The organism is Saccharothrix sp. 6-C, from assembly GCF_016695385.1.
Taxonomy (GTDB): Bacteria; Actinomycetota; Actinomycetes; order Mycobacteriales; family Pseudonocardiaceae; genus Actinosynnema; species Actinosynnema texasense.
Window position 1 is genome coordinate 7,229,152 of record NZ_CP064192.1, and the last position, 15,572, is coordinate 7,244,723.

The following is a 15,572-nucleotide window of genomic DNA, read 5'->3' on the forward strand; positions in this document are numbered from 1 at the left end:
GTAGACGCCGGTCCGGCCGGGTGCAACAACCGGGGCACGGCGCGTCGCATCACTCAGCCGAGTGGCGCAACCCGGACTCCGGCCAGGTCGACCGGCACCCGGCGCGCCTCGAACCCGGCCAGGTCCACCCGGGGCGGCAGCACCCCGTCGGGGGGCAGGGCCAGGACCGCGGGTCCGGCGCCGGACACCGCGGCGGCCACCCCGGCCTCCCGCAGGGACCGCACCAGCCTCGTCGTCGCAGGCCAGGCGGGTTCCCGGTAGGGCTCGTGCAGCCGGTCGTCCAACGCGTCGACCAGCCACGACGGGTCCGCGGTGAGCGCGTGCACGGCCAACGCGGACCGCCCCGCCGCGAACGCCGCGTCCTCGTGCGGCACCTTCGACGGCAGCAGACCGCGCGTGGTGTGGGTGGAGGACTCCTCCGAAGGCACCAGCACGACCGGCGTCACACCGGGGTGCGGGTCCACACGGACCGCGCGGTAGCGGTCACCGTGCGTCCACGCGATCACCACCCCGCCGAACATGGCCGCCGCCGCGTTGTCGGCGTGGCCCTCGAACTCGGCGGCGAGTTGCAACGCGCTCGTGTCCGACTCGCGACCGGCGAGGGCGAAACCGGCCGCCACGCCGGCCACGATCGCCGCCGCCGACGAGCCGAGGCCGCGCGCGTGCGGGATGGCGTTGCGGCACGTCAGCCGAAGCCCCGGCGCCCGCACCCCGACCAGCTCGCACGCCGCCCGGAACGCGCGCACGACCAGGTGGCGCTCGTCGGTGGGCACGTCGGCGGCGCCCTCGCCGGACACCTCCACCACCAGCCCGCCGTCGGTCACGGCGAAGTCCAGCTCGTCGTGCACGCCCAGCGCCATGCCCAGCGCGTCGAACCCCGAGCCGAGGTTCGCCGTGGACGCCGGCACGGTGACGCGCACACAACGGGCCGCCAGGGCCGTCACGCCAGCTCCAGGGCGGTCGCGACGGCGCCGGGGTCCACCGGCACCGGCTCGACCTCGGGCATGCCCAGCAGGGCCGTGTCGGGGTCCTTCAGGCCGTGGCCGGTGACCGTGCAGACGACCGTGGAGCCCTTCGGCAGCCGGCCGTCGGCGACCGTGGCCAGCATCCCCGCCACGCTGGTCGCGGACGCGGGCTCGACGAAGATGCCCTCGGTCGAGGCCAGCAGGCGGTAGGCCTCCAGGATCTTCTCGTCCGTCACGGCCTCGAACAGCCCGCCGGACTCCTCCTTGGCGGCCACCGCGCCGGTCCACGACGCCGGGCTGCCCACCCGGATGGCGGTCGCGATGGTCTCCGGGTCCGCCACCGGCTGCCCGAGCACCAGCGGCGCGGAGCCCGCGGCCTGGAACCCGAACATCCTCGGCGTGGCGGCGATCACGCCGTCGGCGCGGTAGTCGGAGTAACCGCGCCAGTACGCGGTGATGTTGCCCGCGTTGCCGACCGGCAGGCAGTGCACGTCGGGCGCGCGGCCGAGCACGTCGCAGATCTCCCACGCGGCGGTCTTCTGGCCGATCAGCCGCACCGGGTTGACCGAGTTGACCAGGGTGATCGGGTACTCGGTCGCCGTCTTGGAGGCCAGCTCCAGGCAGTCGTCGAAGTTGCCGTCGATCTGCAGGATCCGCGCGCCGTGGGAGACCGCCTGGGCGAGCTTGCCCAGGGCGATCTTGCCGCGCGGCACGAGCACCGCGGCGGTGAGGCCCGCCTTGGCCGCGTACGCCGCCGCGCTGGCGGAGGTGTTGCCGGTCGACGCGCAGATCACCGCGCGGATGCCGCTGGCCAGCGCGTGCGTCATGGCCACGGTCATGCCGCGGTCCTTGAACGAGCCGGTCGGGTTCGCGCCCTCGACCTTGACGTAGACCTGGCAGCCGGTCAGCTCCGACAGGTGCTCGGCGGCCACCAACGGCGTGCCGCCTTCGTGGAGGGTGACGACCTTGGCGCCCTCGGGGAGCTCGATCCGGTCCGCGTAGGCGTGGATGATGCCGGGCCACCCCGGTCGCACGCCCGCTTGGATCGTCATGTTTCTTCGCCTTCCACCCTCATCACGCTGACCACTTCCCGAACCACGGGCAGCCCGCCGATTTTGTCCACGGTCGACCGCAGTGCCGCGTCGGTAGCGGCGTGGGTGACGATCACCAGGCTGGCGTCGTCGACCCGACCCTCCTGCCGCACGGCCGCGATGCTCACGTCGTGTTCCGCGAACACCGCCGCCACCTGCGACAACACGCCCGCCCGGTCGGCGACGTCGAGACTGATGTGATACCGCGTCGGCGTCTGGCCCATCGGTCGGACGGGCAGCGCCGCGTAAGCCGACTCGCGCGGGCCGCGCCCCTGGTGCACCCGGTTGCGGGCCACCGCGACGAGGTCGCCGAGCACCGCGCTGGCGGTCGGCGCGCCACCCGCGCCCTGGCCGTAGAACATCATCTCGCCGGCCGCGTCGGCCTCCACGAACACCGCGTTGAACGCGCCGTGCACGCCCGCCAGCGGGTGGGAGCTGGGGATCATCGCCGGGTGCACGCGCACCGAGATGCCCTCGGCGCCGTCCGTGCTCACCCGCTCGCAGATCGCCAGCAGCTTCACCGTGCGGCCCAGCGCCTTGGCGGCGGCGATGTCGGCGGCGCTGACCGACGCGATGCCCTCGCGGTGCACGTCGGCGGCCGTCACCCGGCTGTGGAAGGCCAGGGACGCCAGGATCGCGGCCTTGGACGCGGCGTCGAACCCGTCCACGTCGGCCGTCGGGTCCGCCTCGGCGTACCCGAGCCGGGTCGCCTCCTCCAGGGTCTCGCCGTAGCCGGCCCCGGTGGAGTCCATGCCCGAGAGGATGAAGTTCGTGGTCCCGTTGACGATGCCCATCACCCTGGTGATGCGGTCGCCGGCCAGCGACTCGCGCAGCGGGCGCAGCAGCGGGATCGCGCCCGCCACGGCCGCCTCGAAGTACAGGTCGGCGCCGGAGGCGTCGGCGGCCTCGAACAGCTCGCCGGAGTGCTCGGCCAGCAGCGCCTTGTTCGCGGTCACCACCGACTTGCCCGCGCGCAACGCGGCGAGCAGCAGCGTCCGGGCGGGCTCGATGCCGCCGATGACCTCCACGACCACGTCCACGTCGGCCGAGGCGACCAGCGCCTCGGCGTCGGTCGTCAGCAGCTCGGCGGGCACCTCGCGGTGCTTGTTCGGCCTGCGCACGGCGATGCCGGTCAGCTCGACCGGCGCGCCGACCCGCGCGGTGAGGTCGGCCGCCTGGTCGGTGAGCAGCCGGACCACCTCGGTGCCGACCGTGCCGCAGCCCAGCAGCGCGACCCTGATCGGTTCGCCGTCGCGTTCGTGGCTTGACACTTCTCATACCTCCAGGCGGAACAGGTCTTCCTCGGTCTCCCGGCGCAGCAGCAACCGGGCCTGGCCGTCCACGACCGCGGCGAGCGCGGGCCGGGGAAGTCGGTTGTAGCCGCTGGCCATGGAGTAGCAGTACGCGCCGGTCGCGGCGACCGCGATGAGGTCGCCGGGCGCGAGGTCGTCGGGCAGCCAGCAGTCGCGCACGACCACGTCGCCTGACTCGCAGTGCTTGCCCACGACGCGGCACAGCACGGGCTGCGCGTCCTCGCCCGCGTCGCGCGAGACGAGCTTGCAGTCGTAGACCGCGTCGTAGAGGGCGGTGCGGATGTTGTCGCTCATGCCGCCGTCCACGCTCACGTACCGGCGCACCACGCCCGCGTCGAGCTGGACGTCCTTGATGGTGCCCACCTCGTACAGCGTCACCGTGCCGGGGCCGACGATGGCGCGGCCCGGCTCGACCGCGATCTTCGGCACGGGCAGCTCGGCGTGCTCGCACTCCTTGGCCACGATGTCACGCAGCTGCCTGGCCAGCTCGGCGGGCGGCGGCGGGTCGTCGTCGGCGGTGTAGGCGATGCCGAGGCCGCCGCCGAGGTCCACGGTCGTGACGTGGTCGAGCAGCTCGCCGCCGTGCTCGTCGCGCAGCTCCGCGAGCAGCCCGATGACCCGGCGCGCGGCGACCTCGAAGCCGCTGGCGTCGAAGATCTGGGAGCCGATGTGGCTGTGCAGGCCGATCAGGCGCAGCCCGTCGGACTTCAGCACCCGGCGCGCCGCCTCGGCCGCGTCGCCGGAGGACAGCGAGAAGCCGAACTTCTGGTCCTCGTGCGCGGTGGCGATGAACTCGTGCGTGTGCGCCTCGACACCCACCGTCACCCGGATCATCACCGGCTGCACGCGTCCGCGTTCGCGGGCGACCTGGTCCAGCCGGGCGATCTCGTAGAACGAGTCCAGCACGACCGCGCCCACGCCGGCGTCGACCGCGGCGGCCAGCTCGGCCACGGACTTGTTGTTCCCGTGCAGCGCGATCCGCTCCGGCGGGAACTCGGCGCGCAGCGCCACGGCCAGCTCGCCGCCGCTGGCCACGTCGATGCTCAGGCCCTCCTCGGCGACCCACCGGGCCACCGCGACGGACAGGAACGCCTTGGACGCGTAGTGGACCCGGGTCGGGTCGCCGAACGCCTCGGCGTGCTCGCGGCAGCGGGCGCGGAAGTCGCCCTCGTCCATCACGAACAGCGGCGTGCCGTGCTCCTGGGCGAGCTGCCGCACGTCCACGCCCGCCAGGCGCACCGCGCCGTCGTCGCCGCGTTCGGCGTTGCGCGGCCACACCTGCGGGTGCAGGTCGCCGAGCGCCCGCGCGGAGGACGGCCGGTTGCCCGCCGTGTTCGACGGGACCATGACGTCGGCGTGCCGGGGACCGGCCGGGTGCGCGCGCATCACATGCGCTCCGGCGCGGTCACGCCCAGCAGCGCGAGGCCGTTGGCGAACACCTGGCGGGTGGCCGCGCACAGGCTCAGCCGGGCCCGGTGCAGCTCGGTCGTCTCCTCGTCGCCCCTCGGCAACACCCGACAGGCCTCGTAGAACCGGTGGTAGGTGCCCGCCAGCTCCTCCAGGTACCGCGCGACGCGGTGCGGTTCGCGCAGCTCACCGGCGGTGGCGACGACGCGCGGGAACTCGCCGACGGTGCGGATCAGGTCGCCCTCGCGGTCGTGCGCGAGCAGGTCGACCGCGTCACCCCGCGTGACGCCGAGGTCGGCGGCGTTGCGCAGCACCGACGACAGCCGGGCGTGCGCGTACTGCACGTAGAAGACCGGGTTGTCGTTGCTCCGCTTGCGCAGCAGGTCGAGGTCGATGTCCAGGGACGAGTCCGCCGAGGAGCGGGTCATGGCGTACCGGGCGGCGTCCACGCCGACCGCGTCCACCAGGTCCTGCATGGTGATCACGGTGCCCGCGCGCTTGCTCATCCGCACCGGCTTGCCCTCGCTGACCAGGTTCACCATCTGGCCGATCAGCACCTCGACCGACGCCGGGTCGTCGCCGAGCGCCGACGCGGCGGCCTTGAGCCTGCCGACGTAGCCGTGGTGGTCCGCGCCGAGCATGTAGATGCACAGGTCGAAGCCGCGCGCCCGCTTGTCCGCCAGGTACGCGATGTCACCGGCGATGTACGCGGGGTCACCGTCGCTCTTGATGACCACGCGGTCCTTGTCGTCGCCGAACTCGGTGGACCGCAGCCACCAGGCGCCCTTGTCGAAGTACAGCGCGCCGGAGTCCTTGAGCTGGTCGACGGCCTTGGCGACGGCGCCGGACTTGTGCAGCGAGTCCTCGTGGAAGAAGACGTCGAAGTCGGTGCCGAAGTCGTGCAGGTCCTTCTTGATCTCCTCGAACATGAGGCCGACGCCGATGCGGCGGAACACCTCGTGCGAGTCCTCGGCGGTCAACGCGCCCGGCTCCTGCCGCAGCACCTCGGCGGCGATGTCGCCGAGGTAGTCGCCCGCGTAGCCGTCCTCCGGCGCGGGCTCGCCCTTCGCGGCGGCGATCAGGGACCGGACGAACCGGTCGATCTGCGCGCCCGCGTCGTTGAAGTAGTACTCGCGGGTGACCGCGCCGCCGTTGGCGGCCAGGACCCGGCCGAGCGCGTCGCCGACCGCGGCCCAGCGGGTGCCGCCCAGGTGGATGGGGCCGGTCGGGTTCGCCGAGACGAACTCCAGGTTGATCCGGACGCCGGCGAACTGCTCGCCGCGGCCGTACGCCTCGCCCGCCGCCAGCACGTCCCGCACGATCGCGCCCTGGGCGTCCGCGGCGAGCCGCAGGTTCAGGAAGCCGGGGCCGGCGACCTCGACCGAGGCGATGGCGTCGGTGCCGGTCAGGGCGTCGGCGAGCCAGCCGGCCAGGTCGCGGGAGGCCACGCCGACCTTCTTGGCGGTCTGCAGGGCCACGTTGGTGGCGTAGTCGCCGTGCTCGGGGTTGCGGGGGCGCTCGATCGTGACCGCTGTCGGCAGGGCGGCGGGGTCGAGGCCGCGGGTGGACAACACGTCCACGGCCGTCGCACGGACCAGTTCAGCGAGCGCAGCGGGAGTCACCCGACAAGTCTAGGGAAGCGTTCCCGCTGGTCTCGACCGGGATGCGCGTCCCGCGAAGTGGGAACGGCAACTGTTGACGACCACCCGGCGTGACGGCCAGTTGACGGTGATCAGACATGGTATCCCTACACTGGCCCGCGGCATGGGCGTATGACGAGACTGAGGCGGACATGACCAGCGGCAAGAAGACGAAGGCCGCGCGCTCCAGCGTTGCGGCGGCGCGCTCCTCGGTGGTGGCCAAGAAGCCGAAGCCGTGGGGGACCATCATCGCGGTGGTGGCCGTGCTGGCCCTGGCCGGCACCGTGTTCGGTTACGCGTACAGCCAGATCGCGGACCGCAACGCGAAGGAGCAGGCCCTCGCCCAGTGGAATCCGTCCGAGGAGAACAAGGACCCCTCGGACAAGATCGCGGGCGTGACCAAGCGCGAGTACGCGCCGGGCAAGCACGTGGACGCGCCGAAGCGGGTCGCGTACGACTTCTCGCCGCCGTTCGGCGGGCCGCACGACAACCAGTGGGCGGACTGCAACGGCGTGGTCTACCCCACGGCCGTGCGCACCGAGAACATGGTCCACGCGATGGAGCACGGCTCGCTGTGGTTGGCCTACAACCCCGACCTGGTGACCGGCGAGGCCCTGGACAAGCTCAAGAGCCGGATCGACGGCCAGCCGTTCTCGATGATGTCGCCGTACCCCGGCCTGGACAAGCCGATCTCGCTGCAGACGTGGGGTCACCAGCTGAAGCTCGACAGCGCCGACGACGAGCGCATCGACCAGTTCATCCAGTCGCTGCGGCGCAACCAGTACACCTACCCCGAGGTCGGCTCGCCGTGCGACAACGCCGCCTTCGTGGACAACCCGGCCCCGTTCGTCGCCGAGGCGCCGGGCCCGGACGCCGAGTCGATGGGCAACGAGGCCGAGAGCGCGCGGAACAACCCCGCGGCGGCCTCCTCCACGGCGCCGTCGTCGGGCAGCTGAGCACGTGACCGACCGGTCCGAGACCACCCCCAGGCGGAGCAGCTCCGCCTGGGTGGTGGTCTCGGTCGCCGTGGTCGCCACCTTGCTGCTGGGCGCGGCGGTCGGTCTGCTCATCAAGCTCCCCGGGTCGGACTCGGCCGCCACGCCGGCCGCCGACTCCGTGGACGTCGGGTTCTCCCAGGACATGGCCATGCACCACCTCCAGGCGGTGCAGATGGCCAACATCGCCCGCGACCGGACGGCCGACGGCAACATCCGGTCGTTCGCGTTCGACGTCTCCAGCACGCAGCTGGAGCAGGTGGGCCGCATGAAGGGCTGGCTGATGCTGTGGGGTCAGCCAGAGCAACCGTTGCAGGGCCGCCACATGGCCTGGATGACCGCGGACGGGGAGCACGGCCACAGCGCCACCGCGGCCACGTCCGCCGGCAGTCCGATGCCGGGCATGGCGACCTCCGAGGAGCTGGCCGAGCTGCGGTCGCTGTCCGGCGTCGAGTTCGACGTCTACTTCCTCCAGCTGATGCTGCGACACCACCGGGGCGGCACCTCCATGGTGCGCTACGCGGTCGACCACGCCGGCGAGCACGCCGTGCGCACTCTCGCGGAAAGCATGCTCAAGTCGCAGGCCAGTGAAAGCGAGTACATGGAACGGCTCATCGCCGAACGTGGGGCGCAACCGCTCGCCAAGTGAGCGACCCGGCGCCGACGCTTTTCACCTTGCCACCCGCTTCTCCTCTCCGATACGTTCCGAATCAAGGCAGCAGGCGGCTGCCACGAGGGGACGACAATGAAGCGAATCGGGGCAATTCTGGCTGCGCTCTTCTCGGTGTTGGCGATCATGGTGGTCGTCAATCCGTCGGCGCAGGCGAGCAATTCCAGCACGAGCGGCTGCACGAACGTGTTCATCGAGTACGAGTCCATCAACTCGACCCTGCGGTACGTGTACTGGGTGGAGTCGCGCAACGTCTGCGGCCCGTACCCCGGCCACTTCCAGACGTACGGCGTCAACGACGTGGACCGCAACCCGATCCTCAACCACCGGGTCTACATCAACCAGTACTTCAACCGCGGCGGCTGCATCACCGGCACCGGTTGGCGGAACGACGGTGGCGGCAATTTCTTCAACATGGGCAGCACCTGCACCCTGATCGCCTGATCTCACCGCGAATGCCGCGGCCCTCGGTTTCGGGGGTCGCGGCATTCGTGCGTTCGGCGATGAATTCGCTCCGGCGGCGGTCCCGCCGGCGGGACGCGATTCCCGTTGTCGACGCCCGCCGGCGGGCCGCGATTCCCACAAAGCACGTCCCGCCGGCGGGACGTGATTCCCGCGGGCGGGAGGCGATTCCCCGCCGGTATTTCCCGCCGGCGGGACGGAACGCTTGGGGCAGTGGCATGAAGGTGAAGCGCGAGCACGGCGACACGTGCCGGACGGCCGGTTCGCGACGTGACGCGTGTGGCCGCCGGTGTGCACGGGGCAGGTGTTTGCTGGCGCGGCACCTGCCCCGCGGCACGGTCGAAAGGGGACCACGTCCCCCGTACTCCCCTTTCGACTCCCCTTCTAACAGCGGAAGGAACACACCCTCCAGGAGGAGGTACGGTCACGCTACGTCGTTACCGACGAGTTCGTTCCTACGACTTTCGAGTGAATCACCAGGTGAGAGCCACTCGACTACCGTCAGAGAGTCACAGCACCGCGCCGGTCGAACACGAGGTCGCGCGCCGACCGCAACCCGATCGCGATGGCGCCGCTGAGCACCGCGCCGTCGCCCAGCTCGCCCGCCACGATCCGCGGCACGAGCGGCGTCATCCGCCGCAGCGCCGCCTCCATCGGCTCCTGCAGCAGGTCGGTGTTGCTGCCGACGCCGCCGCCGAGGACCACCAGCCCCGGGTCGACCACCGCCACCACCGACGCCACCACGAACGCCAGCCGCTCCGCCTCGTCGCGCACCGCGAGCAGCGCCCGCTCGTCACCGGCCCTGGCCGCCGCGAACACCTCCCGCGCCGACCGCGCCGCCAGGCCGTGCCGCTCGGCCAGCGCCACCACGGACTCCGCCGCCGCCGCGGCCTCCACCTGGCCGCGCCGCCGTCCGTCCTCTTCGGACTGGCCGAGGTAGGGCAGGTAGCCGACCTCGCCCGCCGCGCCGTGCGCGCCGCGGAACAACCGGCCGTCCACCACGATCCCCATGCCGATCCCGGTGCCGACCGTGACGCACACGAACACGTCGACGTCCCGGGCCGCCCCGTGCGCCTGCTCGCCGACGGCGGCCAGGTTCGCGTCGTTCTCCACCACCAGGTCCGCGCCCAGCGCGGCTTCCAGGTCGTCCAGCAGGCCGGGGCGTTCCCACCCGGGCAGGTTCGGCGCGTGGTGCAGCGTCCGGTCGCGCGGGTCGGGCACGCCGGGCGTGCCGACCACCTTCACCACCAGGTCCGCCGGCGACAGGCCGGCGTCGGACACCGTGCGCTCGGCCAGTTCCCGCACCGTGCGGACCAACGCCGAGGCCGAGCGGCACCGGTTGCGCTCGTCGGACCGCGCGATCACCGAACCGGCCAGGTCCGCCACCGCCACCCGGATCCGCTCCCTGCCGATGTCGACGCCGAGCACGTGCCCCGCCGCCGGGTTCGGCTCGTAGACCACGGCCGAGCGGCCCGGTCCCGCCGACGTGCGGCCGGTGGTGCGCACCAGGCCGTGCTGCTCCAGGTCGAGCAGCGCCTGGCCGACGGTCGGCTTCGACAGGCCGGTGTCCTGGGCGATGCGCGGCCTGGTCGCCGGACCTCCCACCCGCAGCCGGTCGAGCACCGCGCGCTGGTTGAGCACGCGCATCCCCGCCGGGGTGCCCACCTGGGGCGAGTTCGGGGCCGTCACAGTGCGCGAGTGTAGATCGGGTGGAGCAGCGCCCGGACAGGCTTGCGGACAAGATGCGCGGGCACCCTTGACATCGATGTCAGCAACCCATTTGCTTCGCTAAAGATCGGGTCGGTATGGGCGAAAGGCGTGCGCGATGGGGCACATGCGGGGCAGGAGATCGCTGGTGGTCGTCTCGACCATCGCGCTGGCGCTGGGGACCGTGGGAGGCTGGCCCTCCGCGACCGCCGCACCGGGGGAGCCAACCGTGAGCGAGACGCTCTTCGCCACGTCGTTCGAGGACGGGCAACCGCAGCCGACCTGGACGAGCACCGTGGAGACCGGCCCGGACGGCACGCCGAAGACCGCGGGCGTCGACGGCTCGGACTCCACCGGCATCCCCGGCAACGTCACCGACCGCGTCGTCGACGTGGTGGCCAACTCCGAGAACTCCGGTTCCGGCGAGGTCGCGGCCAACCTGGTCGACGCCAACGTCTCGTCGAAGTGGCTCACCTTCACGCCGACCGGCTGGGCGCGGTTCACCTTCAACGAGCCCGTCGCGGTCAAGCGCTACGCCCTGTCGTCGGCCAACGACGCGCCCGAGCGCGACCCGAAGGACTGGACGCTGCGCGGCTCCGACGACGGCACGACGTGGACCCCGGTCGACACCCGCGCCGGCGAGGCGTTCGCCGAGCGGTTCCAGACCAAGGTCTACGACCTGGCGAACACCACGGCGTTCAAGCACTACCGGCTCGACATCTCCGCGACCGCGGGCGGCGTGGACCTCATCCAGCTGGCCGAGGTCCAGTTCTCCGACGGCTCCACCACTCCGCCGGCGAAGAACATGCGCACCACCGTGGGCAAGGGCGCCAACGGCGGGTACAACGCGAAGGCGGGCGCCGGGTTCACCGGCGTGAAGGCCCTGCGGTACCAGGGGACGCACGTCGCCGAGGGGCGCGGCTACTCCTACAACAAGGTCTTCGACGTCGACATCCCGGTCACGTCGAGCACCGAGCTGTCCTACCTGATCTTCCCGTCGTTCACCACGGACGACCTGAACTACCCGGCCACCTTCGTCTCGGTCGACCTCGCGTTCGCCGACGGCACCTACCTCAGCGACCTCGGCGCGCGCGACCAGCACGGGTTCGAGCTGTCACCACGCGGCCAGGGCGCGGCGAAGTCGCTCTACACCAACCAGTGGAACCGGGTCGCGTCCGTCGTCGGTCAGGTCGCCGCGGGCAAGACGATCAAGCGCGTCCTGGTGGCCTACGACAACCCGAAGGGACCGGCCGGGTTCAACGGCTGGGTCGACGACATCGCGGTGAAGTCCGCGCCGGCCGCGGTCGACCGGCCGCGCCCGTCGGACTGGGTGCTGACCACCCGCGGCACCAACTCCAGCGGCTCGTTCTCGCGGGGCAACAACTTCCCGGCCACCGCGGTGCCGCACGGCTTCAACTTCTGGTCGCCCATGACCAACGCGGGCTCGATCAGCTGGCTGTACGAGTACGCGAAGAACAACAACCGGGACAACCTGCCGACGTTGCAGGCGTTCACCGCGAGCCACGAGCCGAGCCCGTGGATGGGTGACCGGCAGACGTTCCAGGTGATGCCGACCGCCGGCACGCCGACCGCCGACCGGGCCGTGCGCGCGCTGCCGTTCAAGCACGAGAACGAGACCGCCAAGGCGCACTACTACGGGGTGCGGTTCGAGAACGGGATGCGCACCGAGATCGCGCCGACCGACCACGCCGCGCTGTTCCGCTTCACGTTCGTCGACGACACCTCGAGCCTGGTCTTCGACAACGTCAGCAACAGCGGCGGGCTCACGCTCGACCCGGCGACCGGCGTGGTGACCGGCTTCTCCGACGTCAAGAGCGGCCTGTCCACCGGCGCGACCCGGCTGTTCGTGTACGGCGTGGTGGACAAGCCCGTCGTCTCCAGCGGTCGGCTGACCGGCGCGGGCCGCGACGACGTGGCCGGCTTCTTCCAGTTCGACACGTCCGGCGACAAGACCGTCACGATGAAGATCGCCACCTCGCTGCTGGGCGTCGACCAGGCCAAGCGCAACCTGGAGCTGGAGGTGTCCTCTTCGGACACGTTCGACTCGGTGCGCGACCGAGCGCAGCAGGCGTGGGACCGGGTGCTGGGCACGGTCGAGGTGGAGGGCGCGTCGGAGGACCAGCTGACCACGCTGTACTCCAACCTCTACCGGCTCTACCTCTACCCGAACTCGGGCTTCGAGAACACCGGCACCGCGCAGGCGCCCCGGTACCGGTACGCGTCGCCCGTGCAGCCCGCCGGGCCGTCCACGCCGACGCAGACCGGCGCGAAGGTCGTGGACGGCAAGGTCTACGTCAACAACGGGTTCTGGGACACCTACCGGACCACGTGGCCCGCGTACAGCCTGCTGACGCCCGGCAAGGCCGCCGAGCTGGCGGACGGGTTCGTGCAGCAGTACCGCGACGGCGGGTGGATCTCGCGCTGGTCCTCCCCCGGCTACGCGAACCTGATGACCGGCACGAGCTCCGACGTGGCGTTCGCGGACGCGTTCGTGAAGGGCGTCGACCTGCCCGACGCCAAGGCGGCCTACGAGGCGGCGGTGAAGAACGCGACGGTCGCGCCGCCGAACGCGGGCGTCGGCCGCAAGGGCCTGGACACCTCGATCTTCACCGGCTACACGTCCACCGCCACCGGCGAGGGCATGTCGTGGGCGATCGAGGGCTACGTCAACGACTACGGCATCGCGAACATGGCCCGCGCGCTGCACGAGAAGACCGGCGAGGCGCAGTACCAGGCGGCCTACGAGTACTTCTCGAACCGCGCGCAGAACTACATCCACATGTTCGACCCGTCGACGGGCTTCTTCCAGGGCCGCAACCCCGACGGCACGTGGCGCGTGCCCACCGACGAGTACGACCCGCGCGAGTGGGGCCACGACTACACCGAGACCGACGGCTGGAACATGGCGTTCTCGGTGCCGCACGACGGGCAGGGCCTGGCCAACCTCTACGGCGGTCGCGACGGGCTGGCCAAGAAGCTGGACGACTTCTTCGCCACGCCGGAGACGGCGAAGTTCCCCGGCTCGTACGGCGGCGTGATCCACGAGATGACCGAGGCGCGTGACGTGCGGATGGGGCAGCTGGGCCACTCCAACCAGGTGTCGCACCACATCACCTACATGTACGACTACGCCGGTCAGCCGTGGAAGACGCAGGAGAAGGTGCGCGAGATCCTGTCCCGGCTCTACCTGGGCAGCGAGATCGGCCAGGGCTACCCCGGCGACGAGGACAACGGCGAGCAGTCGGCGTGGTGGCTGTTCAGCGCCATGGGCTTCTACCCGCTGCAGATGGGCAACTCGACGTACGCGATCGGGTCGCCGCTGTTCAAGAAGCTGACCGTGCACCTGGAGAACGGGCGCTCGCTCGTGGTCAACGCCCCGGCCAACTCCGCGGAGAACATCTACGTGCAGTCGTTGGAGGTCAACGGGAAGAAGTGGGACAAGTCCTACCTGCCGCACGCGGAGATCGCCGACGGCGGGGTGCTGGACTTCCGGATGGGGTCGTCGCCGTCGCGGTGGGCCACCGGTCCGGACGCCGCGCCGCCGTCGTTGACCACGGGTTCCTCCGTCCCCGCGCCCCTGCGGGACGTGACGCTGTCCGGCACGGTGACCGGCGCGCCGGCATCGTTGGTGGACAACACCTCGCAGACCTCGGGCGCGCTGTCGTGGTTGCAGGTGGACCTGCCGTCGAACAAGGAGAGCTCGTCGTTCTACACGCTGACGTCGGGCAAGGGGGCCGGCGACCCGACGTCCTGGGTGCTGAAAGGCTCCTACGACGGGACGAACTGGTCGACGGTGGACGAGCGGTCCGGCGAGGCGTTCGCGTGGCGGCAGCAGACGCGGGCGTTCAAGATCGCCCGACCGGGGCACTACCGGCACTACCGGCTGGAGTTCCCGGGCTCGGTGACGGTGGCGGAGTTCGAGCTGCTGGCCAAGCCGTTCGTGGCGTGCACGGCCACGGTGACCGGTGAGCACGCCGGGCCGTTGCGCGTGCAGTCGGGCGTGACCTGCGTGGACGGCGCCTCGGTGACCGGTCCCGTGACCGTGGCGGCCGGCGCGTCGCTGTACGTGTTCGGCGGCGAGGTCAAGGGTCCGGTGAACGCCACCGGCGCGGCGGCGGTCGTGCTGGTGGAGACGTCGGTCGGCGGGCCGGTGAACGTGACCGGGACGTCCGGGCAGGTGTCGCTGGAGCGGGTCACCGTCGGCGGGCCGGTGCGGCTGGTGGACAACAAGGGCGGCACGGTCGTCGCGGGCAACACCGTGGGCGGGCCGCTGTCGTGCACCGGGAGCAGCCCCGAACCGGTGAACAACGGGTGGGTGAACGCGGCGAGCGGGCCCAAGACGGGTCAGTGCGCCAAGCTGTAGGTCGTCGACCGGGTCACCAGGAGATTTCGCGGCACCTCTGCGCGGAGTCTCCTGGTTCGACCTGGAGCGTGGCGTGCTCGATGTGGTAGCGCTCGGCCAGCAGCGCCTGCGCCGCGCGCAGCACGTCGGCCGGGTCCACCAGGTCGCGGGTGGTGAGGTGCGCGGAGGCGACCTCCATGCCGGAGGTGAGCGTCCAGACGTGCAGGTCGTGCGCCTCGGCCACGCCGGGCAGGCGGCTCAGGTCGGCTTTCATCTCGGCGACGTCCAGCCGTTCCGGGGCGTGCTGGAAGAGGATGCGCAGCGCGCTCGCGGCCAGCTTGTACGTGCGAGGGAGGACGAACAGGCCGATCGCGACACCCATGACCGGGTCGGCGTAGCGCCACCCGAAGACCAGCGTGACGACACCGCTGACGAGCACGCCGACCGACCCCACGAGGTCGGCCAGCACCTCCAGGTACGCGCCGCGGACGTTGATGCTGTCCTTCGCGCCTTCCCTGAGCATGAAGAACGAGACGACGTTGGCCACGAGGCCGGCGGTCGCGGCCAGCACGACGGGCAGGCCGGGCACCTCGGGCGGGTTGCCGAACCGGCCGACGGCTTCGTGGACGACGTAGCCGGCCACGCCGAACAGCAGCACGGCGTTCGCCAGCGCCGCCAGCACCTCGGCCCGGTAGAGGCCGAACGTGCGGCCACCGCCCGTTCGCGCGCGGCGGGCCAGCATGATGGCCGCCAGCGCCATGCCGACGCCCAGGACGTCGGTGAGCATGTGGGCGGCGTCGGAGATCAGGGCCAGCGAGCCGGTGGCCAGGCCGACGACGAACTCCAACGCCATGAACGCCGCGCCGATGCCGAAGGCGACCCACAGGCGACCGAGGTGCTTGGCGCTCCCCGACGACACACCGTGGCCGTGTCCGTGACCCATGAGCGGAACATATAGT

The 15,572-nt window shown here is 71.6% G+C and carries 11 protein-coding genes; 4 read left to right on the forward strand and 7 right to left on the reverse strand.

What is annotated here, in order from left to right; translation table 11 throughout:
- Positions 1–53 precede the first annotated feature (53 nt).
- Genes thrB through argS form a run of 5 tightly spaced genes read right to left on the reverse strand, consistent with a single transcriptional unit; the run spans position 54 to position 6,398 of the window.
- Positions 54–944 (reverse strand): homoserine kinase, encoded by an 891-nt coding sequence (thrB, locus tag IOD16_RS30880; protein WP_201437224.1) that lies wholly within the window; start codon positions 942–944, stop codon positions 54–56.
- Positions 941–2,017, reverse strand: a complete 1,077-nt coding sequence (gene thrC, locus IOD16_RS30885; protein WP_201437226.1) for a threonine synthase — start codon at positions 2,015–2,017, stop codon at positions 941–943. The genes thrB and thrC overlap by 4 nt, the downstream gene beginning before the upstream one ends.
- Positions 2,014–3,327 carry a homoserine dehydrogenase gene (locus IOD16_RS30890; RefSeq protein WP_201437228.1) on the reverse strand — a complete coding sequence of 438 codons (1,314 nt, stop codon included), beginning with the start codon at positions 3,325–3,327 and terminating at the stop codon, positions 2,014–2,016. The genes thrC and IOD16_RS30890 overlap by 4 nt, the downstream gene beginning before the upstream one ends.
- Positions 3,328–3,330: 3 nt before the next feature.
- On the reverse strand, positions 3,331–4,755 hold the full coding sequence (lysA, locus tag IOD16_RS30895; RefSeq protein ID WP_123748354.1) for a diaminopimelate decarboxylase: 1,425 nt from the start codon (positions 4,753–4,755) through the stop codon (positions 3,331–3,333).
- Entirely contained in the window at positions 4,755–6,398 is a 1,644-nt protein-coding gene (gene argS / locus IOD16_RS30900) for an arginine--tRNA ligase (RefSeq protein WP_201437230.1), read from the reverse strand. Before argS ends, lysA begins: the two co-directional genes overlap by 1 nt.
- Before the next feature lie 170 nt (positions 6,399–6,568).
- Between argS and IOD16_RS30905 the strand changes: the two genes are divergently transcribed.
- From IOD16_RS30905 to IOD16_RS30915, 3 genes are all read left to right on the forward strand, one after another.
- Positions 6,569–7,372 carry a DUF3105 domain-containing protein gene (locus IOD16_RS30905; protein WP_201437232.1) on the forward strand — a complete coding sequence of 268 codons (804 nt, stop codon included), beginning with the start codon at positions 6,569–6,571 and terminating at the stop codon, positions 7,370–7,372.
- Positions 7,373–7,376: 4 nt separating this feature from the next.
- Positions 7,377–8,060 (forward strand): DUF305 domain-containing protein, encoded by a 684-nt coding sequence (locus IOD16_RS30910; RefSeq protein WP_201437234.1) that lies wholly within the window; start codon positions 7,377–7,379, stop codon positions 8,058–8,060.
- Positions 8,061–8,156: 96 nt separating this feature from the next.
- Entirely contained in the window at positions 8,157–8,525 is a 369-nt protein-coding gene (locus IOD16_RS30915) for a hypothetical protein (RefSeq protein ID WP_201437236.1), read from the forward strand.
- Positions 8,526–9,044: 519 nt separating this feature from the next.
- Here the strand turns inward: IOD16_RS30915 and IOD16_RS30920 are convergent.
- Positions 9,045–10,190, reverse strand: coding sequence for an ROK family transcriptional regulator (locus IOD16_RS30920; protein WP_201441641.1), 1,146 nt, complete (start codon positions 10,188–10,190; stop codon positions 9,045–9,047).
- A gap of 178 nt (positions 10,191–10,368) precedes the next feature.
- Between IOD16_RS30920 and IOD16_RS30925 the strand changes: the two genes are divergently transcribed.
- Positions 10,369–14,634: a GH92 family glycosyl hydrolase gene (locus tag IOD16_RS30925; protein WP_201437237.1), complete on the forward strand. Its 4,266-nt coding sequence runs from the start codon at positions 10,369–10,371 to the stop codon at positions 14,632–14,634.
- A gap of 13 nt (positions 14,635–14,647) precedes the next feature.
- Here IOD16_RS30925 and IOD16_RS30930 read toward each other — a convergent pair whose 3' ends face one another.
- Positions 14,648–15,556, reverse strand: a complete 909-nt coding sequence (locus tag IOD16_RS30930) for a cation diffusion facilitator family transporter (RefSeq protein WP_201437239.1) — start codon at positions 15,554–15,556, stop codon at positions 14,648–14,650.
- Positions 15,557–15,572: the final 16 nt, after the last annotated feature.

What these genes read in the sequence shown, in the direction of transcription:
- IOD16_RS30925 (WP_201437237.1), top strand. Translation starts at nt 10,369, where the DNA reads ATGGGGCACATGCGGGGCAGGAGATCGCTGGTGGTCGTCTCGACCATC.
- IOD16_RS30905 (WP_201437232.1), top strand. Translation starts at nt 6,569, where the DNA reads ATGACCAGCGGCAAGAAGACGAAGGCCGCGCGCTCCAGCGTTGCGGCG.
- IOD16_RS30930 (WP_201437239.1), bottom strand. Translation starts at nt 15,556, where the DNA reads ATGGGTCACGGACACGGCCACGGTGTGTCGTCGGGGAGCGCCAAGCAC.
- IOD16_RS30915 (WP_201437236.1), top strand. Translation starts at nt 8,157, where the DNA reads ATGAAGCGAATCGGGGCAATTCTGGCTGCGCTCTTCTCGGTGTTGGCG.
- IOD16_RS30920 (WP_201441641.1), bottom strand. Translation starts at nt 10,190, where the DNA reads ATGCGCGTGCTCAACCAGCGCGCGGTGCTCGACCGGCTGCGGGTGGGA.
- lysA (WP_123748354.1), bottom strand. Translation starts at nt 4,755, where the DNA reads ATGCGCGCGCACCCGGCCGGTCCCCGGCACGCCGACGTCATGGTCCCG.
- thrC (WP_201437226.1), bottom strand. Translation starts at nt 2,017, where the DNA reads ATGACGATCCAAGCGGGCGTGCGACCGGGGTGGCCCGGCATCATCCAC.